The 25868-nt window shown below is 68.0% G+C and carries 26 protein-coding genes; 13 read left to right on the forward strand and 13 right to left on the reverse strand.

Annotation, left to right across the window (positions count from 1 at the left end; all coding sequences use genetic code 11):
• The coding region (locus BG61_RS43725) for a hypothetical protein (RefSeq protein WP_206540622.1) at window positions 1-201 on the reverse strand (201 nt) is incomplete at its 3' end.
• Window positions 202-222: 21 nt separating this feature from the next.
• Between BG61_RS43725 and paaE the strand changes: the two genes are divergently transcribed.
• Genes paaE through BG61_RS33555 form a run of 5 tightly spaced genes read left to right on the forward strand, consistent with a single transcriptional unit; the run spans window position 223 to window position 6326 of the window.
• On the forward strand, window positions 223-1311 hold the full coding sequence (paaE, locus tag BG61_RS33535) for a 1,2-phenylacetyl-CoA epoxidase subunit PaaE (protein WP_035940280.1): 1089 nt from the start codon (window positions 223-225) through the stop codon (window positions 1309-1311).
• A gap of 40 nt (window positions 1312-1351) precedes the next feature.
• Window positions 1352-2554, forward strand: a complete 1203-nt coding sequence (gene pcaF, locus BG61_RS33540) for a 3-oxoadipyl-CoA thiolase (RefSeq protein WP_035940277.1) — start codon at window positions 1352-1354, stop codon at window positions 2552-2554.
• Window positions 2555-2567: 13 nt separating this feature from the next.
• Complete coding sequence (locus BG61_RS33545; RefSeq protein ID WP_051672973.1) at window positions 2568-4118, forward strand: 3-hydroxyacyl-CoA dehydrogenase; 1551 nt, start codon at window positions 2568-2570, stop codon at window positions 4116-4118.
• Window positions 4119-4149: 31 nt separating this feature from the next.
• Window positions 4150-5472 (forward strand): phenylacetate--CoA ligase PaaK, encoded by a 1323-nt coding sequence (paaK, locus tag BG61_RS33550; protein WP_035940276.1) that lies wholly within the window; start codon window positions 4150-4152, stop codon window positions 5470-5472.
• Between the two features lie 26 nt (window positions 5473-5498).
• Window positions 5499-6326: an enoyl-CoA hydratase-related protein gene (locus tag BG61_RS33555; protein WP_035940274.1), complete on the forward strand. Its 828-nt coding sequence runs from the start codon at window positions 5499-5501 to the stop codon at window positions 6324-6326.
• Window positions 6327-6371: 45 nt separating this feature from the next.
• Here BG61_RS33555 and BG61_RS33560 read toward each other — a convergent pair whose 3' ends face one another.
• From BG61_RS33560 to BG61_RS33570, 3 genes are all read right to left on the reverse strand, one after another.
• Complete coding sequence (locus BG61_RS33560; RefSeq protein ID WP_035940271.1) at window positions 6372-6791, reverse strand: organic hydroperoxide resistance protein; 420 nt, start codon at window positions 6789-6791, stop codon at window positions 6372-6374.
• 21 nt (window positions 6792-6812) lie between these two features.
• Window positions 6813-7088: a hypothetical protein gene (locus BG61_RS33565; RefSeq protein WP_035940269.1), complete on the reverse strand. Its 276-nt coding sequence runs from the start codon at window positions 7086-7088 to the stop codon at window positions 6813-6815.
• Window positions 7089-7175: 87 nt separating this feature from the next.
• A complete protein-coding gene (locus tag BG61_RS33570) occupies window positions 7176-7388 on the reverse strand; it encodes a DUF4148 domain-containing protein (protein ID WP_035940268.1) in 213 nt (70 codons plus the stop codon).
• 329 nt (window positions 7389-7717) lie between these two features.
• Here BG61_RS33570 and BG61_RS33575 point away from each other — a divergent pair, with 329 nt between their 5' ends.
• The 6 genes from BG61_RS33575 (at window position 7718) to BG61_RS33595 (ending at window position 14115) form a co-directional block, all read left to right on the forward strand.
• Window positions 7718-8950, forward strand: coding sequence for a Zn-dependent hydrolase (locus tag BG61_RS33575; RefSeq protein WP_035940286.1), 1233 nt, complete (start codon window positions 7718-7720; stop codon window positions 8948-8950).
• 460 nt (window positions 8951-9410) lie between these two features.
• A complete protein-coding gene (locus BG61_RS42380; protein WP_129572351.1) occupies window positions 9411-9614 on the forward strand; it encodes a hypothetical protein in 204 nt (67 codons plus the stop codon).
• A complete protein-coding gene (locus BG61_RS33580) occupies window positions 9611-11476 on the forward strand; it encodes an alpha/beta hydrolase (protein WP_063741157.1) in 1866 nt (621 codons plus the stop codon). The genes BG61_RS42380 and BG61_RS33580 overlap by 4 nt, the downstream gene beginning before the upstream one ends.
• 82 nt (window positions 11477-11558) lie before the next feature.
• Window positions 11559-11807, forward strand: coding sequence for an acyl carrier protein (locus BG61_RS33585; RefSeq protein ID WP_035940266.1), 249 nt, complete (start codon window positions 11559-11561; stop codon window positions 11805-11807).
• Complete coding sequence (locus BG61_RS33590; protein ID WP_035940265.1) at window positions 11804-13084, forward strand: acyl-CoA dehydrogenase family protein; 1281 nt, start codon at window positions 11804-11806, stop codon at window positions 13082-13084. The genes BG61_RS33585 and BG61_RS33590 overlap by 4 nt, the downstream gene beginning before the upstream one ends.
• 2 nt (window positions 13085-13086) lie before the next feature.
• Complete coding sequence (locus BG61_RS33595; RefSeq protein ID WP_035940263.1) at window positions 13087-14115, forward strand: amino acid--[acyl-carrier-protein] ligase; 1029 nt, start codon at window positions 13087-13089, stop codon at window positions 14113-14115.
• Between the two features lie 67 nt (window positions 14116-14182).
• On the opposite strand, the gene BG61_RS33600 is transcribed toward BG61_RS33595, so the two are convergent.
• The 9 genes from BG61_RS33600 to BG61_RS33640 all read right to left on the reverse strand — a co-directional run bounded on the left by BG61_RS33600 (window position 14183) and on the right by BG61_RS33640 (window position 22552).
• A complete protein-coding gene (locus BG61_RS33600; protein ID WP_035940262.1) occupies window positions 14183-14536 on the reverse strand; it encodes a RidA family protein in 354 nt (117 codons plus the stop codon).
• Window positions 14537-14592: 56 nt separating this feature from the next.
• Entirely contained in the window at window positions 14593-15723 is a 1131-nt protein-coding gene (locus tag BG61_RS33605; protein ID WP_035940261.1) for an NAD(P)/FAD-dependent oxidoreductase, read from the reverse strand.
• Entirely contained in the window at window positions 15720-17159 is a 1440-nt protein-coding gene (locus BG61_RS33610; protein ID WP_051672974.1) for an FAD/NAD(P)-dependent oxidoreductase, read from the reverse strand. Before BG61_RS33610 ends, BG61_RS33605 begins: the two co-directional genes overlap by 4 nt.
• Entirely contained in the window at window positions 17149-17499 is a 351-nt protein-coding gene (locus tag BG61_RS33615) for a (2Fe-2S)-binding protein (protein ID WP_035940259.1), read from the reverse strand. Before BG61_RS33615 ends, BG61_RS33610 begins: the two co-directional genes overlap by 11 nt.
• Window positions 17489-18619, reverse strand: a complete 1131-nt coding sequence (locus tag BG61_RS33620; protein WP_035940257.1) for an NAD(P)/FAD-dependent oxidoreductase — start codon at window positions 18617-18619, stop codon at window positions 17489-17491. Before BG61_RS33620 ends, BG61_RS33615 begins: the two co-directional genes overlap by 11 nt.
• Before the next feature lie 6 nt (window positions 18620-18625).
• Entirely contained in the window at window positions 18626-19420 is a 795-nt protein-coding gene (locus BG61_RS33625; protein WP_035940255.1) for an ABC transporter permease, read from the reverse strand.
• A 4-nt stretch (window positions 19421-19424) separates the two neighbouring features.
• Entirely contained in the window at window positions 19425-20345 is a 921-nt protein-coding gene (locus BG61_RS33630) for an ABC transporter permease (RefSeq protein WP_081868269.1), read from the reverse strand.
• The gene (locus tag BG61_RS33635; protein ID WP_035940254.1) at window positions 20338-21405 is read right to left on the reverse strand and encodes an ABC transporter ATP-binding protein; all 1068 of its coding nucleotides are present in this window, start codon (window positions 21403-21405) and stop codon (window positions 20338-20340) included. Before BG61_RS33635 ends, BG61_RS33630 begins: the two co-directional genes overlap by 8 nt.
• Window positions 21406-21511: 106 nt before the next feature.
• Window positions 21512-22552, reverse strand: a complete 1041-nt coding sequence (locus tag BG61_RS33640; RefSeq protein ID WP_035940252.1) for an ABC transporter substrate-binding protein — start codon at window positions 22550-22552, stop codon at window positions 21512-21514.
• A 186-nt stretch (window positions 22553-22738) separates the two neighbouring features.
• On the opposite strand from BG61_RS33640, the gene BG61_RS33645 reads away from it, so the two are divergent.
• Both BG61_RS33645 and BG61_RS33650 read left to right on the forward strand, forming a co-directional pair.
• Window positions 22739-23644, forward strand: a complete 906-nt coding sequence (locus BG61_RS33645; protein ID WP_035940250.1) for a LysR substrate-binding domain-containing protein — start codon at window positions 22739-22741, stop codon at window positions 23642-23644.
• Window positions 23645-24050: 406 nt separating this feature from the next.
• Window positions 24051-25787: a thiamine pyrophosphate-binding protein gene (locus BG61_RS33650; RefSeq protein WP_035940248.1), complete on the forward strand. Its 1737-nt coding sequence runs from the start codon at window positions 24051-24053 to the stop codon at window positions 25785-25787.
• Window positions 25788-25868 lie beyond the last annotated feature (81 nt).

Consider the following 25868-nt stretch of genomic DNA (forward strand, 5'->3'; position numbering starts at 1 on the left):
GCCAGCATCCTGGCGCGACCTGGTAACGCGCCGCACCCGTAAAACCGGCGGCGCAACGATCGCATCGTTCAGATAGAGCACTTCCGGGCGCCTTCGCATTCCCTGGCGCTCAAACCCGATGTCGACGGCATACGCGGGCGGCTCGACCGCCCCGCGAGGCCTGCTGTTGCCGTCCGAAGCGTCAACGCCCGTCCAGTTCAATTCAAAAAGGTATCGACAGCCATGGCAACCCCGCAATTCCATTCCCTGCGCATTCGGGAAGTCCGCCCGGAGACGGCGGACGCGGTTTCCGTTTCATTCGACGTTCCGCCCGAATTGCGCGACGCGTTCCGCTTCACGCAGGGCCAGTTCGTGACGCTCAAGACGCATATCGACGGCGAGGAAACGCGCCGTTCCTATTCGATCTGCGTCGGCGTGACGGACTACGACCGCGACGGCGAACTGCGCATCGGCATCAAGCGCGTGCGCGGCGGCCGGTTCTCGAACTTCGCCTTCGACACGCTGCAACCCGGCCACGCCATCGACGTCATGACGCCCGACGGCCGCTTCTTCACGCACCTGAACGCCGACCACTCGAAGAGCTACGTCGCGTTCTCTGGCGGCTCGGGCATCACGCCGGTGCTCGCCATCATCAAGTCCACGCTCGATACGGAACCGCGCAGCCGCTTCACGCTGGTGTACGGCAACCGCAGCGTCGACACGATCATGTTCTCCGAGGAACTCGAGGACCTGAAGAACCGCTTCATGAGCCGCTTCTCGCTGTACCACGTGCTGTCGGACGATCTGCAGGACGTCGAGCTCTTCAACGGCGTGCTCGATCAGCAGAAATGCGCGGACTTTCTGCGCACGGTGACGCCGTCCGCCGAGATCGACGAAGCGTTCATCTGCGGCCCCGCTCCGATGATGGACGCGGCCGAGGGCGCGCTCAAGTCCGCTGGCGTTGCGGCCGCGAGCATTCACGTGGAGCGCTTCGGCGCGCCGCTGCCGCAGGCAGGCGTCCCCGCCATCGAGATCACCGACGAGACGCCCGCGGCGAACCTCGAAATCGTCATCGACGGCAAGCGGCGCAAGATGCGGCTGCCCTACGAGGGCGTGAGCCTGCTCGATGTCGGGCTGAAGGCGGGCCTCGCGCTGCCATACGCGTGCAAGGGCGGCGTGTGCTGCACGTGCCGCGCGAAGGTGCTCGAAGGCGAAGTGAAGATGGACAGGAACTACACGCTCGAGCAGCACGAGATCGACGACGGCTTCGTGCTCACGTGCCAGTGCCATCCGTTGAGCGAGCGCGTGGTCGTGAGCTACGACGAGCTTTGAACCGAAACGCATTGCCCCGATCCTTTACTCAGGAAACACCATGAAAGAAGCATTCATCTGCGATGCGGTCCGCACGCCGTTCGGCCGCTACGGCGGCGCGCTGAAGGACGTTCGCGCCGACGATCTGGGCGCCGTGCCGTTGCGCGCGCTCATCGCGCGCAACACGTCGGTGGACTGGGAAGAAGTGGCCGACGTGCTGTACGGCTGTGCGAACCAGGCCGGCGAGGACAACCGCAATGTCGCGCGCATGTCCGCGCTGCTCGCGGGCCTGCCCAAGGGCGTGCCCGGCTCGACGATCAACCGCCTGTGCGGCTCGGGCATGGACGCGGTCGGCAGCGCGGCGCGGGCGATCCGTGCGGGCGACGGCGAGCTCTATCTGGCCGGCGGCGTGGAGAGCATGACGCGCGCGCCGTTCGTGATGGGCAAGGCCACGAGCGCGTATTCGCGCTCGGCGGAAATCTTCGACACCACCATCGGCTGGCGCTTCGTCAACAAGCTGATGAAGGCGCAATACGGCGTCGATTCGATGCCCGAGACGGCCGAAAACGTCGCCGTCGATTTCGGCGTGAGCCGCGAGGCACAGGACGCGTTCGCGGTGCGCAGCCAGCAGCGCGCCGCGCGCGCGCAGGCGGACGGCACGCTCGCGCAGGAAATCGTGCCCGTGCACGTGCCGCAGCGAAAGGGCGACGCGATCGTCGTCGCGAAGGACGAGCATCCGCGCGAGACGTCGATGGAAGCGCTCGCGAAACTGAAGGGCGTGGTGCGGCCCGACGGCAGCGTGACGGCCGGCAACGCGTCGGGTGTCAACGACGGCGCGTGCGCGCTGATCCTCGCGAGCGAAGCCGCCGCGCGCCGCCACGGGCTGCGCCCGCGCGCCCGCGTGCTCGGCATGGCGAGCGCGGGCGTCGAGCCGCGCATCATGGGCATCGGGCCGGCGCCGGCCACTCAAAGGCTGCTCGCGCGTCTCGGCCTCACGCTCGACCAGATCGACGTGATCGAGCTGAACGAGGCGTTCGCCTCGCAGGGCATCGCCGTCCTGCGGCAGCTCGGACTGGCCGAGGACGATCCGCGCGTCAACCCGAACGGCGGCGCGATCGCGCTCGGCCATCCGCTCGGCGCGTCGGGCGCGCGGCTCGTCACGACCGCGCTCCACCAGCTCGAACGCACCAACGGGCGCCTCGCGCTGTGCACGATGTGCATCGGCGTGGGCCAGGGCATCGCCATCGCCATCGAGCGCGTTTGAGGGAGCACCGCACATGTCAGCAGGTTTGCACGAATCACAGCATGTCGGCATCGTCGGCGCGGGCGCGATGGGCGCGGGCATCGCGCAGGTCGCCGTCCTGGCGGGCCACCGGGTCGTGCTGTACGACCTCAGCGCGCGCGCCGTCGATCAGGCGCTCGCATCGATCGCGGCCGCCCTCGACAAGCTCGTCGCGAAAGGCCGCCTGCAGCGCACCCAAGCCGAGTACGCGACCGGGCGCCTCACGGCCGCGCGCGGTCTGGAGGACCTGAAGGACGCAGGGCTCGTCGTCGAAGCGGTTGCCGAGAAGCTCGAAATCAAGCAGCGCCTCTTCGCCGACCTCGAAGCGATCGTTGGCGACGAGTGCGTTCTCGCGACCAACACGTCGTCGATCTCGGTCACGGCGATCGGCGCATCGCTCGCGCGGCCCGAGCGGCTCGTCGGCATGCACTTCTTCAACCCGGCGCCGTTGATGGCGCTCGTCGAAGTGGTGAGCGGCCTTGCCACGTCGAAGCGCGTGGCCGACCTCGTGCATGCGACCGCCGCGAACTGGGGCAAGGTGCCCGTGCATGCGAAAAGCACGCCGGGCTTCATCGTCAACCGGGTCGCGCGGCCGTTCTACGCGGAAGGCCTGCGCGTGCTGATCGAGCAGGCCGCCGACGCCGCCTCCATCGACGCCGTGATGCGCGAGGCAGGACAGTTCCGCATGGGACCGTTCGAGCTGATGGACCTGATCGGCCACGACGTGAACTTCGCGGTCACGGAATCCGTGTTTCGCGCGATGTTCGGCGACCGCCGGTTCACGCCTTCGCTGGTTCAGCGCGAACTGGTCGACGGCGGTTTTCTCGGCCGCAAGTCCGGACGCGGCTTCTTCGACTATGCACCCGAAGCGCCGAAGCCCGAGCCGATATTCGAAGCGCCCGTGAGCGCGCCCGCAAGCGTGCGCCTCGGGCCGCCCTCTGCTCCCGGCGCGCGCCTGCAGGCGCGGCTGATGGAAGCGGGATTGCCGATCGCCCACGAGCGGATCGACGAGCCCGGCGTGATCGCGGAAATCGACGGCGCGTGGCTCATGCAGACCGATGGCCGCACCGCGACGAAGCGCGCCGCCGACCTCGGCCGTAATGACATCGTGCTCGTCGATTTCGCACGCGATTATTTCTCGGCGAAAGCCATCGGCGTCTCGCGCGCCATGCAGTGCGGCGACGCCGCGTACCGTGCGGTGCTCGGTGCGCTTCAGCGCTGCCACTGCGAAGTCGTCGCGATGAAGGACGTCGCGGGGCTCGCGGTCATGCGAACCGTCGCGATGCTCGTGAACGAAGCCGCCGACGCCGTAGACCAGGGCGTGTGCTCGCCCGATGATCTGGATCTCGCGATGGAAAAAGGCGTGAACTACCCGATCGGCCCGCTCAAGTGGGCGGACGAAGCGGGCGTCGCGCTGATTCACAGGGTGCTCACGCACCTCGCCGGACACTATGGAGAAGACCGCTATCGCATCTCGCCGCTGCTGTCGGCGCATCGATGGAGCGGCATGCCGATACACGGCGGCGCAACGCACGCTGCCGCCTGAACGAACCCGCATTTCATGATTGGAGACAACCGTGGTCCAGCCCATTCCGAAGCCTGAAGAACTCGAACCGATCGAACGCGCGAGCCGCGACGAACTCGCCGCGCTGCAACTGAAGCGCCTCAAGTGGTCGCTGCGGCACGCGTACGAGAACGTGCCGCACTACCGCCGCGCGTTCGACGCCGCCGGCGTGCATCCCGAAGACCTCAAACAGCTGTCCGACCTCGCCCGCTTTCCGACCACGTCGAAAACGGACCTGCGCGACAACTATCCGTTCGGCCTCTTCGCCGTGCCGAAGGACAAGGTGGTGCGCGTGCATGCGTCGAGCGGCACGACCGGCAAGCCGACGGTCGTCGGCTACACCGCCGGCGACATCGACACGTGGGCCCACGTCACGGCCCGCTCGATTCGCGCGGCGGGCGGACGCCCCGGCGACACGCTGCACAACGCGTTCGGCTACGGCCTCTTCACCGGCGGTCTCGGCATCCACTACGGCGCCGAGCGCCTCGGCTGCATGGTCGTGCCGATGTCGGGCGGCCAGACCGAGAAGCAGGTCCAGCTGATCCGCGATTTCGAGCCGTCCATCATCATGGTCACGCCGTCGTACATGCTCAACCTGATCGACGAGATGGCGCGCCAGGGCATGGACCCGGCGCAGTCGTCGCTGAAGGTCGGCATCTTCGGCGCCGAGCCGTGGTCGCAGGGCATGCGCGCGGAGATCGAGCGGCGCGCGGGCATCGAGGCCGTCGACATCTACGGCCTCTCGGAGATGATGGGACCGGGGGTCGCGTGCGAGTGCATCGAAAGCCGCGACGGCCCGACGATCTGGGAAGACCACTTCTACCCGGAGATCATCGACCCCGTCACGGGCGAAGTGCTCCCCGACGGCAGCGAGGGCGAACTCGTCTTCACGTCGCTCAGCAAGGAAGCGATGCCGATGATCCGCTACCGCACGCGCGATTTGACGAGCCTCCTGCCGCCGGGCGCCCGCTCGATGCGCCGGCTCGCGAAGATCACGGGCCGCTCCGACGACATGCTGATCATCCGTGGCGTGAACGTGTTTCCGAGCCAGGTCGAGGAGCTGATTCTCGCGATCCCGCGCCTGAGCGGGCAGTATCAGCTCACGGTGTCGCGCGAGGGTCACATGGATTCGCTTTCGGTGTCCGTCGAGGCGCGCTCGGAAATCTGCGCGAGTCTGACCGACAGCGATCGCCAGCAGCTCGCGCGCGAGCTTCAGCACCGGGTGAAGACGATCGTCGGCGTGACGACGGCGGTCAACGTGGTGAACGCGGGCGCCATCATGACCACCGCGACCGGCAAGGCCAAACGCGTGGTGGATCTGCGCGCGATGAACTGAACAGAACCAGGAGCCACGGAATCACGATGAACCAGCATTTCAGCACGATCGATGTCAGCATCGACCCGGCGGGCGTGGCAAGCGTCACGCTCGCGCGCGAGGCGGTCATGAACGCCTTCGACGAAACCATGATCGCCGAACTCACGCAGGCCTACACGCAGCTTTCCGAGGCGCCGCACGTGCGCGTGGTGCTGCTGCGCTCGAACGGCCGCGCGTTCTGCGCCGGTGCCGACCTGCAATGGATGCAGCGCGCGAGCCGCAACGGTCCCGGCGAGAACCTCGAAGACGCGAAGCGCTTCGCCGCGATGATGCAGGCGATACGCCTGTGCAAGAAGCCGACGCTCGCACGCGTGCAGGGTCACGCGTTCGGTGGCGGCGCAGGCCTGTGCGCGGCAAGCGACATCGTGATCGCTAGCGACGACGCGTGCTTTTCCGTCAGCGAAGCGCGCTTCGGCATTCTGCCCGCGGTCATCGGGCCCTATCTCGTCGAGGCGGTCGGCCAGCGGCAGGCACGCCGCCTCGCGCTCACCGGCACGCGGCTTTCCGCGCGCGAGGCGGTGGAGATCGGGCTGATTCATCAGGCGGTGCCCCCGGAGCGGCTCGATCAGGCGGTCGAGCGGACCGTCGCGGAATTGCGCACGAACGGCCCGCAGGCGCTGCGCGAGATCAAGGCGTTCTTCGACGAGATCGGCGACTACCGCATGACACCCGCGCACCACGATCTCGCCGCGCGCACCATCGCCCGCGTGCGCGCGACGAGCGAGGCGAAGGAAGGCTTTGCCGCGTTCTTCGACAAGCGACCGCCCGCCTGGCTGGCGGCATCTTCCGACACCGGTCGCGGCGAGCGCGGCTGACGCAACGGCGGGCGCGCCGGGCCATGCCGGGGCGCCCGCCGCCTTTCAGACCAGATTGATCACGACATCCACGTTGCCGCGTATCGCTTTCGAATACGGGCACGTCTTGTGCGCGGCGTCGACAAGCGCCTGCGCGACCTCGCGCCCGATGCCCGGCACGCTCACGTTCAGGCGCGCCTGAAGCAGGTAGGCGCCATCCGCGTTGCACAGGTCCACTTCGGCGTCGATCGCGAGGTCGGGCGGCAGCGCGACGTTCATCGACCTGGCCGCGAAACCCATCGCGCCGATGAAACAGGCCGACCAGCCGGCCGCGAACAGCTGCTCCGGATTCGTGCCCCTGCCCGCGGTGCCGGGCGACGACAGCGCGATGTCCAAGCGGCCGTCGGAGCTTCGGGACGTGCCGTCGCGTCCGCCGGACGAAGTGCGGGTCTTGCCCGTGTACAGTACTTTGGCGTTCGTGCTCATGATGTTGTCCTCGGCCCCGGTTCAGTGATGCGCGTAGAGTGACTTCGTATTGACGGCCTTGAAGCGGCCGCCCCCTTGCGATGCCGTATCCGGCATGCCGCCGAACGACGCTGCGCCGGCATCGGCGTGCCCGGCGGCAGTGTCGGCGCCGATGGTCTGGTTGCTCTGGCCCCGTTGCGAAGCGGGCGCGCCGGCCGCCGGCTCATAGTGGGGCGCGGGTCCGTAGCCGCTCGCAAAGGCGGGCGCGGCGATGGCGGCGCTGGCTGCAAGGAGCGCGGCGATGAGATGCTTGTTCATGATGAAACCTCCGGATTGTTTCTTTCGGGGACCGGCGTGGCGCACGGCCCGGGCGACTGGGTGAACGGCTACGGAATCGACCGCTGCTTAGCTGCCGCCCTTGTACAGCGTGCTTTCGAGGTACGCGAGCTGGCCGCTCTTCTCTGCCTGCACGAGTTCTGCGCGCACCTGCGCGCGGGTGACCTGCGTCGTATTGCTTTTCATGACCTGCGGGGCGGTCGCCTGCGCGGCCTCGGCTGCGCCGGCAACACCAGCGGTGGCGGAAACGGCGAGGGACACGGCAATCAACAAGGCTTTCATGGCGTTCTCCTGGAACTGTATGGATCGGCTGGACGCCTGCTGTAGAACGGCTCGCGGGGCGGAATGCCTGCTTTCGCGTCGCGCGCTTTACGCTGAATCCGGCGTTGATGCATTTGAACGCCAGGGCGTATCTGGCTTGTGTCGAGAAAACCCGGAAAATGCGCGGTGGTGTATCAAGGCAACGCGCAGATACATTGCGAAACAAAAATCGGGGGCGGCCCGCGAACGCGATGACGATGCAATTGCCGTGGCCGCCGTTTTTTCGCTCCCGCGCGGCACGGGCGCACCGCTTCGGGGACGCACGGCGGCGCAATGACAGGAAAACACGCTTGAAAATCAATCCGGAACGGCTGCTCGGCGATCTCAGACAGTTGCGCAGCTTCGGCGCCACGGGGCCCGGCGTCGTGCGCCTCGCGCTCTCCCCCGTCGATATCGAGGCGCGCCAGTGGCTCGCCGCGCGCATGGCCGATGCGGGGCTCGATCCCGTCATCGATGGTGTCGGCACCGTATTCGGCCGCTCGCGCAAGCCGGGCCCCGCGCTCCTGATCGGCTCCCATACCGATACGCAGCCGACGGGCGGCTGGCTCGACGGCGCGCTCGGCGTGATGGTCGGGCTCGAGGTCGCCCGCGCGCTCGCCGAAAACGACGAGACGCGCGATGTCGCCGTCGATGTCGCGTCGTGGATCGACGAGGAAGGCACTTTTGCCGGTTTTCTCGGCAGCCGCAGCTTCGTGGGCGATCCCGTCGAGGAGACGATCAGCAGCGCGACCAGCCGGGACGGACAGCGGCTAGCCGACGCGCTGGCATCGGCCGGGCTGAGCGGGCGGCCGCGCGTGCGCTTCGATGCATCACGCCACATCGCATACCTGGAGCCCCACATCGAGCAGGGCGGACGGCTGGAGGCGGCCGGGAAGTCGATCGGCGTGGTGACGTCGATCGTCGGCATACGCGAGCTGCGGCTGCGCTTCACCGGCCAGCGCAATCATGCGGGCACGACACCCATGTCGATCCGGCGCGACGCGGGCGCGGCGCTCGTCGCCTTCATCGGCCGGATGGACGAAGCGTTCCGGCAGCTCGCCGATGCCGATACCGTGTGGACGGTCGGGCGCATCGAACTCGACCCCGGGTCGCTCAGCGTCGTGCCGGGACAGGCCGACCTGTACCTGCAGTTCCGCGACGCGAACGCGCAGCGTCTGTGGGCGATGGAGGCGAAACTCGCGGAGCTCGTCGCTGATTTCAACGCACAGGGCGGCGTGAGCGTCGCGCTGACCGCCGCCGACGCGGCCGAGGAGCCGGTCGCAATGGACGAAGCGCTGCAGGCGCACCTCGCGAGGGCCGCCGAGACCGTGGCGCCCGGACAGTGGATGCGCATGCCGAGCGGAGCGTCGCACGATGCGCAGATCATCGCGCGCAGCATGCCCGCCTGCATGGTGTTCGTACCGAGCATCGGCGGCGTGAGCCACGACTTCATCGAGGATACGGCCGAAGAGCACATCGTCCTCGGCTGCCGCGTCGCCGCCGAGGCTGCGGCCGCGATCCTGCTCGCGCACCGGTCGAGTTAGTACGCCGATCGCATCCGTTGCCGCAGGCCCGTCGATGCGGGATGCGGCAACAGCGTGCGGCCCGCGCGATCCGCATCGATGCCCGAGTTCACTCATCACGCGCTCGCAATGAGCGCATCGAGCATCGCCGTCGGCATTGGATCGCGCCGCTCATGGCGCGCTGATCTGAAATCACGCGGCCGCCGCGTACCGTCGCCTCGCCGGCATGCAATGCCTTACGGCATGTTCCATTTCCCTTTCATCGATATGCGAGCCTGAACGGACGAGCCAAGCAATCCGTCGGGCGGTTCGACAATCATTCGCGATAAGCAATATCGTTCGCCCCCTTGAAGACCCGATTCTTACAGAATCCTTTAATCGCGTATTGCGCGCGCCTTGATCGGCTTCAAACGTAGGTTCACTAAGAAATCGAAACGATCACGCCATGTGCGTCAATCGAAATCGTTCGACGATCAGATCAATGTTACTGACCGCACCGAGTCTCGCTTTCAAGGCAGGTTTAATTCACTGCAACGAGCCGTCCATTACAAAAGACCCAAGGGAGATGCGCTACATGACGCTAAGAACCACTGGCAACCCGGACGGAATGCCGATTGCGACAATGCAATTGATCAGCGCCTCAATGGCGGCCTTGAACGATTCTGCATTTCGGGGCAATCAATGAAGCCGCTCGTATTCGACGGGCGCTTCGGATGGCTTCATGCGGGACAGGGCACGCGGGGCGTCGTGCTTTGCAGTCCGTTCGGTCACGAGAGCTCATGGCTCCATAAAGGCATGCGCAGCCTGGCCGAAGAACTTTCCGCATACGGCCTGCCCACTTTGCGCTTCGACTATCTGAGCACGGGCGACTCCGCCGGCATCGACGGCGAAGGCAATCCGTTCGACACCTTCCCCGATGACATCTGCGCAGCCGTCGCGCGCCTGAGAAGCGAGACCGGCGTCACGCATGTGACGCTCTGCGGCCTGCGTCTCGGCGCGACTTTCGCGGCGCTCGCTTCGTCGCGCTCTGGTGCCGACTCGCTCGTGCTGCTTGCGCCCGTCACGCGCGGGCGCATCTATCGGCGCGAACTGGGCGCACTGCGCATGACCTGGCTCGAGAACCTCGCACCGACGGTACGCGACGCGCAGACCGACACGCCGCTCAACGTGCTCGGGCAGATCTACGGCGACGCGTTCTGCGAACGCCTCGATGCGTTCGATCTCGCCCGCGAGATGAGCGCGCTTCCTTCGCTGCCCTCGCGCGCACTTCTGCTCGACGCGCGGCTGGGCGCGAGCGATGCGCTATGCGCGACGCTGCGTGAACGCGGCGCCGACGTGCAAGCGTGCGCGCTCGAAGGCTATGTCGAGTACATGCAGGAGTCGAAGCTCTCGGTGCTGCCGGTGCGCGCGATCGAACGGGCCGCGCAGTGGGTGCTGGCACTCGACCCGGCCCCGCGCGTGAAGCGGCGCGCGAGCACGCAGGCGTCGCCCGTCATCCCCCGCCGCGACGAGCCGATGATCGCAACACCGGGAGCCATCGAGCGCCCCGCCGTGTTCGGCACCACGGGCCTCTTCGGCATTCTGTGCGAGCCGCGTGGAAGGTTCGCGGGCGGCCCGGTCATGCTGATCACCAATACTGCGGGCAGCGTGCATCACGGCGACAGCCGGCTGTCGGTGCGCGTCGCGCGGGAGATGGCGAGGCGCGGCATCCCGTCACTGCGCATCGATGCGCGCGGCATCGGCGACAGTCCGCCGCGCAACGCCGAAGGCCCGCCCGAGGCGTGCACCTCCATTCTCGCCGCCACGATATCCGAGGACGTCGCAACCGCCGCCGCATGGCTCAAGGCGCAAGGCTACGAGAGCGTGGTCGGCTTCGGCGTCTGCTCAGGCGGCTACAGCGCATTGCGTGCGTCGCTCGTCGAGCCCGCGCTCTGCGCGGTGATCGCGGTCAACCCGCCGGGCTTCTACATTCCTGAAGCCATCAGCGCTGCCGAGCTGGAAGCGCAGCAGCGCAATTCGATTGCGCGCGTTGCGCCCGCGCTGCTCAAACCCGCGAAGTGGTGGCTCATCCTGAGCGGCAAGCGCAGCATCCGGCCGGTCGCGAAGGCCATTGCCTCGTATGCGGGCGCGCGCGTGGCTGCATGCATACCCGGCATGAGCGAGCGGCACACCGCCCCCGACGGCAAGGAAGCGCTGACGAACCCGCGCAGCGTCGTCAGGGCGCTCGAACGCAAAGGCGTGCGCACGCTCCTGATCTACGGCGTGCAGGACGAAGGGCTCGATCCGCTCAACGCGTATTTCGGCAAACACGGCAAGGAACTTTCGCATCGCTCGTGTGTGAAGGCGGCCGTGTGTCCCGACATCGATCACGCGCTCTTCGACGCGAATGCGTCCGCGAAAGTCGTCGCGCTGGGCGAGGCGTTCATCAGGGAGCTGAACGTGAGAGCAACACCCGCGAAGGGCGTCGCTCATCGCTCGCCTTCGCACGGAAGCTTCGAAGCAGGCACATCGAGACTCGACACCGCCTTGCAGGGCGAGAGAAGTTGATGAAGCGTCACGGGAGCGGCCCGCTCCCGACAGTCCTATCCAGGCCAATTGCACCAACCAGTTCAAACGGGGACCTTCGACCATGAAATCGGAACTGCGCCGCATCGTATTCGGGCTTGCCCAGATCGACCCGCAAGCCAACACGCTCACCGACGACGCCGACCTGTACGCGGCCGGCCTTTCGTCGCTTGCCACCGTTCATGTGATGCTCGCCATCGAGGACGAATTCGGCATCGAGATACCCGACCGGATGCTCACGCGCCGCCTCTTCTCGTCGATCAACTCGCTCGCTGCCGCCGTCGCCGAGCTCCAGCAGGCGCAAGCGGCATGAACGCGCCAGCCGTGGACCAGGCAGTCGCCGCGACGACTGAAGCGGGCGACCGCGCGATCAGCGCCATCGACACAATCGCCAACACCGCGGCCGGCGACTGGCTGGCCGCCGCGCAACGCGCGGCGAAGGTCGCGGCGGCGCACGCCGATGCCGTCGACCGCGACGCGCGCTTTCCCGAAGAAGCGTTCGCCGAACTGCGTCGCGAAGGCCTCATGTCGGCGATGATTCCCGCCGGATACGGCGGCGGCGGGCTTGCGCTTCCCGACGTCGCGCGCATCTGCGAAACGCTCGCAGAGGGCTGTTCGTCGAGCGCGATGATCTATGCGATGCATCAGATACAGGTCGCGTGCATCGTCGATCACGGCACCGGCCTCGCGTGGCAGCGCGAAGCGCTTGCGCGCATCGTGAAGGAGCAGTGGCTGCTCGCATCGGCCACCTCGGAGCAGAACATCGGCGGCAGCCTGCGCACGAGCGCCTGCGCCGTCGAACTGATCGACGGCGCATTCTCGATCGAAAAGCTCGCGCCGACGATCTCCTATGGGGCACATGCCGACTGCATCCTGATCACGTCGCGCCGCACGGCGGACTCGCCTCCTTCCGACCAGGTGCTGATCGTGGCGTGCCGCGACCAGATGGAACTGGAAAGGCGCGGCACGTGGGACTCGCTCGGCATGCGCGGCACGTGCAGCGAAGGCTTTCGTCTCGTCGCGAAGGGTCATGCCGACCAGATCCTTCCCGTGCCGTTCGCGCAGATCTCCGACCAGACGATGCTGCCCGTGTCCCACACGCTATGGGCCGCGGTATGGATCGGCATTGCGCGCGACGCGATGAATCGCGCGCACGCGTTCTTCCGCAAGTCCGTGCGCGGCAAGCCGGGACCGCTTCCGCCGTCCGCCACGCGGCTCGCCGAAGCGACCGGCATGCTGCACATGATGCAGGCGCGCCTGAACGTCGCGCTTCAGACGGCGGCCGCCGCGAGCGCGGCGCGCGCAGCGGCGCAGTCGTGCGAACTCGACGCGCCGCTCAGCGCCGTGCATGCGTTCGCGTCCGACATCAACGCGCTCAAGCTCGGCATCTCGACGACCGCGCTTTCGGTCGTGCAGGACGCGCTGATGATCTGCGGCATGGCCGGATACAAGAACGGCACGCCGTTCAGCGTGGGCCGCCATCTGCGCGACCTGTTCTCGGCGCCGCTCATGATCAGCAACGACCGCATCGCGCTGAACACGGCGAATCTGCTCCTTGCGCAGCGCTCACCCCTACCGGAAGGCATCTGAACATGAATACGAGAATCGACCCCGCGGCCCTCGAGGCCGCCGAAGCGGCGCCGCCGTCTCACGACGCGTCCGATCCCACCCTGCTCGCCCGCATGATCGAGGCAGGCATTCTTGTCGAGACTGGCGAAGATGGCATCTACGGCCGCAGCGCGGCGTTCGAGGACGTCCTCGAACGCCTGAGCGTCGCGGTGACCTTGCTCGGCGCCGACCAGAACGCGGAAGTGCTGCGCTTTCCGCCCGCGCTGCGCCGCCGCGACTTCGAGGACAGCGAGTATCTGAAGAGCTTTCCCGATCTCGCGGGCACGATCCACGCGTTCCAGGGCAACGACGCGGACCACAGGCGCCTGCTGGCCGCGCTGGACGCGACCATCGCAGCCGGCGACGGCGAACGCAGCGACGAATGGATGGACCAGCAAAAGCCCACGCGTCTCGTGTTCACGCCGGCCGCCTGCTATCCGATCTATCCGGTGATCGCGCGGCGCGGCGCGCTGCCCGAAGGCGGCGCCACGTTCGACGTGTTCTCGTATTGCTTTCGCCATGAGCCGTCCGTCGATCCGTCGCGCATGCAGATGTTCCGCATGCGCGAGTTCGTGCGCCTCGGCAGCCCCGGCGATGTGATGACGTTCCGCGAGAAATGGATCGAGCGCGGCTCGGCGTTCGTGAAGATGCTCGGCCTGCCGTTCGACATCGATCTCGCGAACGATCCGTTCTTCGGGCGCGGCGGCAAGATCGTCGCGAACAGCCAGAGAGAGCAGCAACTGAAGTTCGAACTCGTGATTCCGGTGGCGACGCCCGGCCGGCCGACGGCGTGCCTGTCGTTCAACTACCACATGGACCACTTCGGCACGCTGTGGAAGATCGACTGTGCGAACGGCGACGTCGCGCATTCGGCGTGCGTCGCCTTCGGCATGGAGCGCACCACGCTCGCCCTCTTCCGCCATCACGGGCTGGACGTGCGCGCGTGGCCGGACGGCGTGCGCGCGCTGCTGTGGGGCGACACGCAAGCGGCGATCGACGCGGCCCTGCGCTAGCCTCCCGCCGCTTGCAGGGCCCAGGGGACGAGCCGCGCGATGGCGGCCCGTCCCCGCGATAACGCGCTTACAGCGCCGCTGTCACGATGATCTCGACGCGAATGTCGGGCGCCGCCAGCGCGGCCTGGCACGTCGCGCGCGCGGGCGTCGCGTCGCGCGGCACCCAGGCTTCCCAGGCGGCGTTCATCGGGGCGAAATCGCGCTCCATGTCCGCGACCCAGATCTGCACGGACAGGAGCCGCGTCTTGTCCGTGCCGGCCGTCTTCAGATGTCCGTCGAGCTTGCTCAGGATGTCCTCGGTCTGGGCTCTGGCGTCGCCTTCGCGAGACGTGGCGGTCAGCCCCGCGACGTACACGGTGCCGTTGTGAATGACGATGCGCGAAAGGCGCGGATTGGTTTCGAAGCGTTGAATGTCGGTCATCGATTTAATTTGACAGGGTTGATAAAGACTTGAAGCTGACAGGAAGGGAACATTGCTCACGCCTGCGCGGCCGCGAAGCGCCCGATGCGAAAGGCATCGACCGCCAGCGGGCTGCGGCCGTCGCACACGAGTTGCGCGACCACGCTGCCGACCACCGGCGCAAGTTCGAAGCCATGCGCTGAAAACCCGAACGCGTGCACGAGACCCGCTTGCGTGCCGCTGCATGAAATCACCGGGATGCCGTCGGGCATGAACGCTTCGATGCCGGCCCACGCACGATTAACGGCGATCTGCCGCAGGTGCGGAAACAGATCGGTCACGGTGCGCGCGCTCTTGCCGAGTTGCGCGAAATCGATATCGCACCGGCGCTCGCGCATGTTCGCCGCGCACTCCAGCGCGCCGCCGATCACGACCGTCCCGTTGCGAAACTGCTTGAAGGAAAGCGGCCGCCCGGTCGCGCCGAGCACCGGCTCGATGAACGCGGGCACCGCCTGCGTGACCATCAGCATGAGCCCGCGCGGCTCGACTGGCACCGGCTCCCCGGCCTGCCGCGCAAATTCGCCGGCCCACGCACCCGCCGCGTTGACGACGCGCGGCGCGCGCCAGACATGATTTCCAGCTTCGATTTCCCACAGGCCGTGCTGGCGGCGCAGCGTGCGCGCGGCGCACTGCTCGCGAATCACGACACCCAGACGCTCGGCCGCGCGCCTGAACGCGGTCACGGCGCGAAACGGCAGCGCGTAGCCGTCGTGCTCGACCCAGATGCCGCCCGCCACGTGCCGCGACAGGCTCGGCACGCGCTCGCGCACGGCGCTCGCGTCGACGAGGACTTCGTGCGTGAAGCCGAGCGCGTTCAGACGCGCGACGCGCGCGCGGCAGTCGTCGAGTTCGGTTTCGTTCTCGGCGATCTTCAACTGGCCGGAGGGAACGAAGCCGGCGTCGTCGCCGACGAGTGCGGGCAGGTCAAACCACACGTCGCGTGATGCGAGCGAAAGTGCGATCTCGGCGTCGTGACGGCCGAGCGTGCGCACGCCGCCCGCGTTCACGCCCGACGCATGCCGTCCGCACACGTCGCTCTCGAGCACGGCCACGCGTGCACCGCGACGCGCGAGATGGAGCGCGCTCGACAGCCCATGCAGCCCGCCGCCGATCACGATGACGTCCGCGCCTTCGCCGGTTGCGTTCATCGTTCGGCGGGGTCGGCGGCTTCGACGGTTTGCGCCTCTGCGCGCGCTGTCCGCGCTTCGTGGGCGGCCGCGAGTTCCGCGAGCGTGACGGGCTTGATCGGCGGGCGCACGCGGTAATAGCCGACCTCGGCGGGCGACACGCCGCGCTCGCTCGCGATCACTTCCGTGACCGTCAGTCCGCACAGTCGCCCCTGGCACGGCCCCATGCCGCAGCGCCCGAACGACTTCGCCTGGTTCGGGCCGAGACAGCCGAGCCGCACGAAACCGCGCAGCTCGCCCGCGGTGACTTCTTCGCACCGGCACACGGTGACGTCGTCGGCCGGGATGCGGTTCGCGTCCTTCGGGCGATACAGCGCGTCGAGAAACGGCCGGATATGCAGCGTCTCGCGCAACGCGCGCTGCACGGGCGCGGCGAGCGAATCGCGCGCGGCCCGGTCGATCCTGCCTGCGCGATGTGCAACTTCCAGCGCGGCGAGCCGGCCTTGCTGCTCCGCCGCCTGCGCCCCGCCGATGCCGCGGCCGTCGCCCGCCACGTAGATGCCGGCGACGTCGAGTTCGCCCCATTCGTCGGTGACGGGCACCCAGCACAATTGCGCGTCGTCCCAGCGATGCTGCGCGCGCAGCGACCAGCTGATCTGCGTGTTCGGCACCACGCCCTGGTGCAGCAGGACGACACGCGCGGGTATGCGCGACGCGCGCCCGCGCGCCGTGAAGCGGATCGCCTCGACGGCTTCGCCGCCTTCGAGCGCGAGATCCGACGCGCCCTGATGCAGCGGCACGCCCGCGCGCCGGATCGCGCTCATCAGCTTCAGCCCCTTGGCGAGTTGCCGCCAGCCCTTCACCGCACCCGGCAGATGCGCCATCGCCCGGCGATAGTCGGCGCCTTCCGTCGTATCGACGATCGCGCGGATCGGCACGCCCGCGCGCAGGTATTGCCAGGCGAGCAGATAGAGCAGCGGCCCGCAGCCCGCCAGCACGACCGGCTCGCCGGGCACCACCTCGGCGGTCTTGAGCAGGATCTGCGCGGCGCCCGCGGTGAGCACGCCGGGCAGCGTCCAGCCCGGCACCGGGAACGGCCGCTCCATCGCACCGCTGCACAGGATCACCGAGCCCGCCTGCACCGATTTCACGACGCCGCCCTGCACGTAATCCACCACGCGTGCGGCGCTCACCTGCCACACCGCCGCGCCGCGCTCATGCTTCGCCCCGCAGGCGGCGAAGGCGCGCGCCAGCTCGCCGCCCGCGGCATAGTCCGGGCCGAGCACGGAGAGACGCCGGGCGTTGGCCTTCGTCAACGCGCGATAGATCTGCCCGCCCGGCGCGTCCTGTTCGTCGAGCACGGTGACCGTCAGGCCGCGCTCTGCCGCGACACATGCCGCCGCCATGCCCGCCGGGCCCGCGCCCACGATGACGACATCGACCTTGTCAGCCTGCATCGCGTGCTCCTTCTGTCATTGCGTCGTTCTCCGCGAGCGCGCGCATGCCGTGCTGCGAGCGGATCACCATGCCGTGCTCGACCGTCACGAGGCAGCTCTGCCGGTTCTGCGCGCCGTCGATCTCGACGAGGCACTCGAAGCACACGCCCATCATGCAGTACGGCGCGCGCGCCGCGCCACTCACGGGCGTCGTGCGAAACCGCGCGACACCCGCCGCCAGCAAGGCCGCGGCGACACTCGCCCCGGCGGGCACGCGCAGCGGGCGCCCGTCGAACGTGATGGCGACGCTGCCCGACTCGGCGGCGGCCGGCAATACCTGAAATAGACTGTCAGTGACCATGGGTGAATACCTTGTCGGTCTGCAAGAAGCGCTCGCCGCTGAAATGTTCGAGACCCGCTGGCGCGGCGGCCCCGCCGATCCAGGGAGCGATGCGCAGCACGTGCGCCGCCGCGAGCGTCACGCCGCTATGGCACGTGACGACATACGCGCCCGGGCAGCTCGCCGACTCCTGATAGATCGGAAAGCCGTCGGGGCTCAGGACACGCAGCGCGCCCCATGCGCGCACGAGCTTGACCTCGGCGAGCGCCGGAAAACTGCGCACGCCGCGCCACGCGATATGGCTCACGACGTCGGCGGTCACGCCGTCGTCGAAGCCGACGTCCTCCATCGAGTCGCCGAGCTGCACGGTGCCTTCGCCGGTCTGGCGCACGTAGGTGGTGGGGTAGTCGAGGAAATGCGCGACGCGCTCGGCGATCAGCACCTGTCCGCGATTCGGCGCGACCGGCGCATGAATGCCGACCTGCTGCGCGAGCGCGCGGTTGCCGAGCCCGGCCGCCAGCACGACACGCGCCGCGTGAAAGCGCTGGCCGGTCGCGTCGACCGCAAAGCCGCTGCCGCTTCGCTCGATGCGCTGCGCGCGCACGCCCCCGGTCATGTGCACGCCGCGGCGGCGGCACGCCGCATGCAGCGCGCGCAGCAGCTTGAGCGGATTCGCGTGGCCGTCCATCGGCGAGTAGCTCGCGCCGAACACCTGCGGCCCGATGCCGGGCACACGGCGCTTCACCTCGGCGTGATCGAGCATCTCGAACGGATAGTCGCCGTTCAGGTCCGCGCGGATCGCGGCGAGCCGTGCGCCGCGCTCGCGCCACTCCGCCTCGCTGAAGCAGAAGTGAAAGCCGCCGGGCTGCTGCAACTGGACGTCGATGTCCGTATCGGACAGCAACTGGTCACGCAGTGAAGGCCAGCGCGATGCCGAGCCGCGCGTCCAGGTCGCATACGGCGACATGCCGCAGCCCTTGCCCTGCACCCACACGAGGCCGAAGTTGCCGCGCGACGCGCGAAACGCGTCGTCGCCTTCGTCGAGCACGCGAACGCCCAGGCCCTCGCGCGCGAGTCCATACGCGACGGCCGCGCCGACCAGGCCGCCGCCTATCACGAGTACATCGGAAGAATTCGTCATCGGTCGTCAGTTTTTGCCGATCAGCACGCGATCGAGTCCGATCACGCGGTCCATCACCACCATCGCGATCGCGGTGCCCGCGATCAGCACGGTCGAGACCGATGCGACCAGCGGGTCGATGGTCTGCGCGATCTGGTTGTACATCGCGACAGGCAGCGTGGTCGTGCCGGGCGTCGCGACGAAAACGGTCATCGTCAATTCGTCGAAGCTCTGGATGAACGCGAGCAGCCACCCCGCCGTCACGCCCGGCAGGATCATCGGCAGGATCACGCGGCGAAACGCGATGAAGCGGTTCGCGCCGAGCGAGAGCGCGGCGCGCTCGGCATCGCGGTCGAGGCCCGTCGCGGCGGCGAGCGTGAGGCGCAGCGCATACGGAAAGATCACCGTGACGTGCGTGAGCGTCAGCCAGAAGAACGAGCCGGACATGCCCGCCGTCGTGAAGAAGCGCAGGAACGCGACGCCCAGCACGACGTTCGGGATCATCAGCGGCGACAGGAAGAACGCCGAGAGCGCGCCGCGCCCCGGGAAGCGATAGCGGGTGAGCGCGAGCGCGCCGGGCACCGCGAGCAGCACGGCGATGGTCGCCGAAGCGGCGCCGAGCCGCAGCGAGAGCCAGAAGGAGTCGACGATCGCGGGCGCGTCGGCGATCGCCCGGAACCAGCGCAGCGAGAGGCCGTCGGTGGGCATCGAGATGTAGCCCTTGCCGGTGAACGACACGGCGATCACCACGACGAGCGGCGCCACGATGAACAGCACGAACAGCGTGTGGTAGCAGAGCGCGAGGAAGTTGTTCTTGCGCATGGTCTCAGGCCTCGAAAACCGAACGGAAGCGGCGCTCGATCCAGCGGTTGCAGCCGACGATGATCGCGATGTTCGCAATCAGCAGCAGCACCGCGACGGTCGCGCCGAGCGGCCAGTTCAGCGTGTTCAGGAACTCGTCGTAGGCCGCGGTGGCGGCCACCTTCAGGCGCCGGCCGCCGAGCAGTGCGGGCGTGGCGAACGCGGACGCGGCAAGCGCGAACACGATGATCGAACCCGACAGCACACCCGGCAGCAACTGCGGGAGCACGACGCGGCGAAACACCGCGAACGGCGGCGCGCCGAGCGAGCGCGCGGCGTGCTCGATCTGCGGGTCGAGCTTTTGCAGCGTGGCCCACACGGAGATCACCATGAACGGCACGAGCACGTGCGTGAGGCCGATGATGACACCCGTCATCGTGAAGACGAGCTTGACCGGCTCGCTCACGATGCCGAGCGCCTGCAGCGCGTTGTTCAAGAGGCCGTTGTTGCCGAGCAGGATCGCCCAGCCGAGCGTGCGCACGACGACCGAGATCAGGAGCGGCCCGAGAATCACGATCAGGAAAAGCGAGCGCCACGGGCTTTTCATGCGCGAGAGGATGATCGTCTCGGGCACGCCCAGCACGACGCACAGCACCGTCACCGCGAGCGCCATGCCGGCCGTGCGCAGGAAGATCTCGTGGTAGTAGCTGTCGCCGAGCACTTCGGCGTAGTTCGCGAGCGTGTAGGTGGCGAGCACGCCCTGCGAGCCGTCGAAGGCATGAAACGAGAGGACCGCCGTCAGCAGAAGCGGCACGAGCAGCAGCCCGCAAAAGAGCAGCAGCGCGGGCGCGGCGAGCAGCCACGGCGCGGCGCCCGCGCGGGGCGCGCCCGAGTCGCGCGCGGTCTGCACGCTCGCGGTGGCCAGCGAGTTGGAGGAATCAGCCATGGGTGAGGTTCTCCGCCAGCATGCGTACCGCGTCGTCGGACCAGCGCACGCCGACTGTCTCGCCTTCGCGCGGCGGCGGGCTGCCCGCGTTCGGCAGGCTCGCGCGCACGACGCCAAGCGGCGTGTCGATCTGGAGCATCCAGTGGTTGCCGAGAAAAAGGCAGGTCGTGACGCGCCCGTGCAGCGTGGCGTCCGGGGCCGCCGTCAGCGCGACGCGCTCAGGGCGCACGTAGAGCTGCACGTCGCCTTCGAAGCGGCGCCCGCCGTGCGGCACCTTCATCACGCTCGCGCCGACGCGCACCACCGCGCATCGATCGTTCAGCTGCTCGACCGTGCCGCGCAGCACGTTGGTCTTGCCGAGAAAGCCCGACGCGAACACCGACTCCGGATGCTCGTACGCGTCGAATGGCGAACCGATCTGCACGATATGGCCGCCGTGCATCACGGCGATGCGGTCGCTCATCGTCATCGCCTCGACCTGGTCGTGCGTGACGAGAATGGTCGTGATGCCGAGCTGCTTCTGGATCGCGCGCAGCTCGACATGCATGTCCTCGCGCAGCTTCGCGTCGAGGTTGGACATCGGCTCGTCGAGCAGCAGCACGCGCGGGCGGATCGCAAGCGCCCGGGCGATCGCGACGCGCTGCCGCTGCCCGCCCGACAGCTCGCGCGGATAGCGCTTGTCGAGCCCGGTCAGGCGCACCATGTCGAGCACCTCGGCGATGCGCGCCGCGCGCTCGCCGCGCGTGACGTTGCGCATGTCGAGGCCGAAGCCGACGTTGTCGCCAACCGTCATGTGCGCGAAGAGCGCATAGCTCTGGAACACGATGCCCATGCCGCGCTTTTCGGGGCGCTCGCGGGTGATGTCGGCGCCGTCGAGCAGAATGCGGCCGCGCGTCGGCTCGACGAAGCCCGCGACCATCTGCAGCGTCGTGGTCTTGCCGCAGCCGGACGGGCCGAGCAGCGAGACGAATTCGCCGCGCCCGATCGAAAGGCTGATGCTTTCGACGGCGCTGAACGTGCCGAAGGACTTGCCCAGTCCGTCGAGTGTGAGAAAGCTCATGTTGATTGCCCTGCGCGGATGCACGGTAGACATGGGGGAAGACGCGTGGTGGACGGCTCGGCGGCGGTGCGCGGGCAACGGGTCGTTGCCGCGCGCGCCGTGCGCATCAGCGCTCGACGGTCCGGTTCCAGCGGTTGGTCCAGTCCGAGCGCTTTTCGTTGACGAAGGTCCAGTCGGTCTTCACGAGGCGGTTGATCTGATCCGGCGTGTAGGGCACGGTGGCGGCCACCTGCGGGGTCAGCCTGGTGTTCTTGTTCACCGGCCCCCAGCCCTGCCCTTCCGCGAGCCACGCCTGCACCTGCGGCGAGAGCAGGAACTGGATGAACTGCTGCGACTGCGCCGCGACGTCGCTTTGCACGACCGGGCAGGCGGCGGTGAACATCGCCGGGGCCCCTTCCTTCGGATAGACGAACTCGACCGGGAAGCCCGTCGCCTTCAGCGCCGCGACGCGTCCGCTGCCCCACACGGCGAGCGTCACGTCGCCGTTCTGGAACATCTCGGTCATCTTGCCCGGCGACGGTTCCCACGCGACCACGTTCGGACCGACCTCCTTCGCGAGCGCCTGCATGCCGGGATCGATGTCGTGGTCGCTGCCGTGGCGCAGGCGCGCGTAAGTGAGGAGCGTCTGCAGGCCGTAGGTGTTGTTGATCGGCGGAATCGCGATCTTCTGGCGCAGGCGCTTGTCGGTGAGCGCTTCCCACGAATCGGGCTTCGGCAGGCCGGCCTTTTTGAACGCATCGGTGTTGTAGACGAGGCCCGTCGCGACGACGCCCACCGAGGTCGCGTTCGCGTTCATCCTGCCGATGTCGTAGAGGTCCTTGTAGACCGGGGCATCCTGCAGCTTGTCGCAGAAGCCGAATTGCGTCGCCTGATACATCGGGCCGTCGTCGAGGAGCACGACATCGAGTTCCTGCTTTGACTTCTGCGCCTGCAGCTTCGCGAGCGTATCGGTCGAGTTGCCCGGCACGTAGACGATCTTCACGTCATGCGTCGCCTCGAAGGCGGGAATGATCTTCTTCTGGAACAGCTCCTGCGTCGAGCCGCCGTACGAGCCGAGATACAGCGTCGGCGCCGCCAGCGCGGGCAGCGCACAGCCCGCGGCGACCACCCCCATCGCACCCCGCCACCACCCAAAACGTCCAGCCATGTCCGAATCTCCCCACAAAGCGCGTCGTCAAGTTTTCGATATATCCCGGTTATCGGGCCCGCGTCGCCGCCCACACCTGTCGCATCAGCGGTAAAGCCACTTTATTGAGAAATAAAAGGCGCGTGAAATCGAATTTTTTCGATCTCGTATAACATTTACGTATACCGATTCCTCCGCCCCGATCACATGAAGATCCGACAGCTCGAAGCATTCAATGCGGTGATGGTGTGCCGCACGGTCACGCGCGCGGCAGAAATGCTGCATGTCTCGCAGCCCGCGGTCACGCGGCTCATCGGCGACCTGGAGGAAAGCGCGGGCTTCGCGCTCTTCGACCGCGCGCATGGCCGCCTGCAGCCGACCCCCGAGGCATTCGCGCTGCACGAGGAAGTGCAGCGCTCGCTGGTCGGCGTGGAGCGCATCGAGCGCGCGGCGTCCGAGATACGCGCGTCGCAGCGCGGCATGCTGCAGATCGCGAGCGCGCCCGCGCTCGCGCTGTCGTTCCTGCCGCGCGCGATCGCCGCGTTCAGCGAGCTTCACTCGGGGGTGGAGATATCACTCGGCTCGCATGCGTCGCGCACGGTGCTCGACATGGTGGTCGCGCATCGGTGCGACGTGGGCTTCGTGATCCTTGGCCTCAGCACGCCGGCGGCGCATGGCGAACTGCTCGTGTCGACGCGCATGGTGTGCGCAATGCCGGCGAGGCACCGGCTCGCGAAGAAGAAGACGATCGTGCCCGCGGATCTGCGCAACGAGCCGTTCGTCTCGCACTGGCGCGGGCTGCAGTCGCGTTACGAGATCGATGCGCTGTTCGCGTCGCACGGGGTCGAACGCAAGCTGATGGTGGAGACGCAGACGTCGGCGGCGATCTGTTCGTTCGTCGCGGCGGGGATGGGCGTCGCGATCATCGACCCGATCGCCGCCTTGGAGTATCGCGGCACGGACGTGGTGTTCAGGCGCTTCGAACCGGTGCTCGGCACCGACTTCTCGGTGCTGCTTCCGGCGCAGCGGCCGCCCTCGCTGCTCGTAAGGAAGTTCGTCGATCACGTGCGCGCGTTCGTGCACGCGGAGCTGCCCGCGGCGGCGCGCCTGTAGGCGGCTCGGGCAGCGCGCCGGCCAGCGCATGCGCGCCGACGCATGCGGCCAACGCATGCACCCGACCCGTGCTACGCCCCGAGCGCGACGTTCGCGTTCTTGATCTTCGTGAATTCGAGCAACTCGCTTCCCGCCTCGTTGCGCCGATCGCTCTCAGCGCGCTTCATTCCTTTGTCCGCCCGGCCCGCCCGACGCCTCGCGCGGGATTTCTTTCGCCCCGCTATTCGCGCGAAAGCATCCGCCTGTCTGACCCGAGTGCAACCCATCCGGAATCTCCGCGTATTCCCGACCACCACGCCCTCATACAAAGGTTTGGGGCACGACAAGCAAGTTCGGTGTTGACAAATATCGTGTATGGAATATTGTATATCACCATAACAACGATTTCTTGAGACAGGTGACGCCCATGTCCGAAGCAGTCAGCAGCCGCGCCGCAGCACAGGCGAGCACGATCGCAGACGACACCGCAGAGCAGACACGCAGCACCACGTTGATGTCGGGTGCCCATCTGGCCGCCCGGGCGCTCAGGAACGAAGGTGTCGATACGATCTTCACCTGCGGCGGCGGGCACATCGCCGGTTTCTACGACCGCTGCGCCGATGAAGGCATCCGCATCGTCGATGTCCGCCACGAACAGGTCGCCGCCCACGCCGCCGACGGCTACGCGCGCCAGACCGGCAGGCTCGGCTGCGTCGTCACGCCCGCCGGCCCGGGTTGCACCAACGCCGTCACGGGCGTCGCCACCGCGTACCGCTCCGAGAGCCCGCTGATCCATATCGGCGGCGAGGGCACGCTCGCGCAGCACGGGACGAGTTCGCTGCGCGACCTGCCGCACGTCGACATGATGGCGCCCATCACGAAGTTCGCCGCGACGATTCCGAGCACGGAGCGCGTCGCCGACATGATCTCGATCGCGGCCCGCGAGGCGTTCAACGGCGCGCCCGGTCCCGCGTACCTCGAGATTGCGCGCGACGTGCTCGATCGCGAGATCGACGCAGCCCAGGCCGTGACGACGCAGCCCGGCCGCCATCACGCACCGGCCGATCCGGCGGGCGATCCGCACGACATCGAAGCGCTCGCCGACCTGCTCGCGAATGCCGAGCGCCCGGCGATTCTGTACGGCCAGCAGGTCTGGACCGCGCGCGGCCACGAAGCGGCGATCGCGCTCCTGCGCGGGCTCGACCTCCCCGGCTACTTCGACGGCGCGAGCCGCGGCCTGCTGCCGCCGGGCGATCCGCACCACTTCGACCGCTCGCGCGCACGCGCTTTTGCGAACGCGGATCTGATCGTGATCGTGGGCGCGCCGTTCGACTTCCGCACGACGCGCGCGAGGCGCAGCCGGCGCGAACTCAAGCTTGCGCAGATCGACATGGACTACCGCGCCATCGCCCGAAACCGCGATATCGACCTCGGGCTGGTCGGCGATCCCGGCGCGATTCTCGGCGCCGTGCTGCAGGCGGCGAGCGGCCACATCAACGGCGAGAAGCGCCAGGCGCGCCAGGCGTGGATGCGCGAACTCGCCGCAGCCGAAGACGCCGCGACCGCCGGGCTGATGCCGCTTTTCCGGTCGGACAGCAGCCCGATCCATCCGTACCGCGTCGCGCACGAAATCAACGAGTTCCTCTCCGACGACACGATCTACATCGGCGACGGCGGCGACGTGGTGGCAATGGCGGCGCAGGCCGTGCGTCCGCGCCGCCCCGGCCAGTGGATGAGCCCGGGCGCGCTCGGCGCGCTCGGGGTCGGCACCGGCTTCGCAATCGCGGCGGGCCTCGCGAATCCGGGCAAGGAAGTGCTCTGCTACTACTGCGACGCCGCCTTCAGCATGACCTCGTTCGACATAGAAACGGCAAACCGCTTCGGCGTTCCGTATATCGCGGTGGTCGCCAGCCACACGGCGGCCGGCCGGCCGCGTTACGGCCAGTCCGCCCCGGGCGCCGCCTCGCGCGATGTCCCGTACGGCAAGTTCGCCGAGATGCTCGGCGGCTACGGCGAGGAAGTGTGCGACCCGGCGAAGATCGCGGGCGCCCTTCGACGCGCGCGCGAGTCGGTGCGCACGACGCTCAGGAGCGCCGTAGTGAACATCCAGGTCGATCCGGCCGCGCACGCCCCTCACGCGAGCGCACAGACGATGCACGAGTAACGGGAAAACGCGCCGGTCGCCGGCGCGCTGCCCGGTGTTTCAACCCCCCTCTTTAGCCAGTCAGGAGACAGTACCCATGAG

The sequence above is a fragment of the Caballeronia glathei genome (assembly GCF_000698595.1).
Lineage (GTDB): Bacteria > Pseudomonadota > Gammaproteobacteria > Burkholderiales > Burkholderiaceae > Caballeronia > Caballeronia glathei.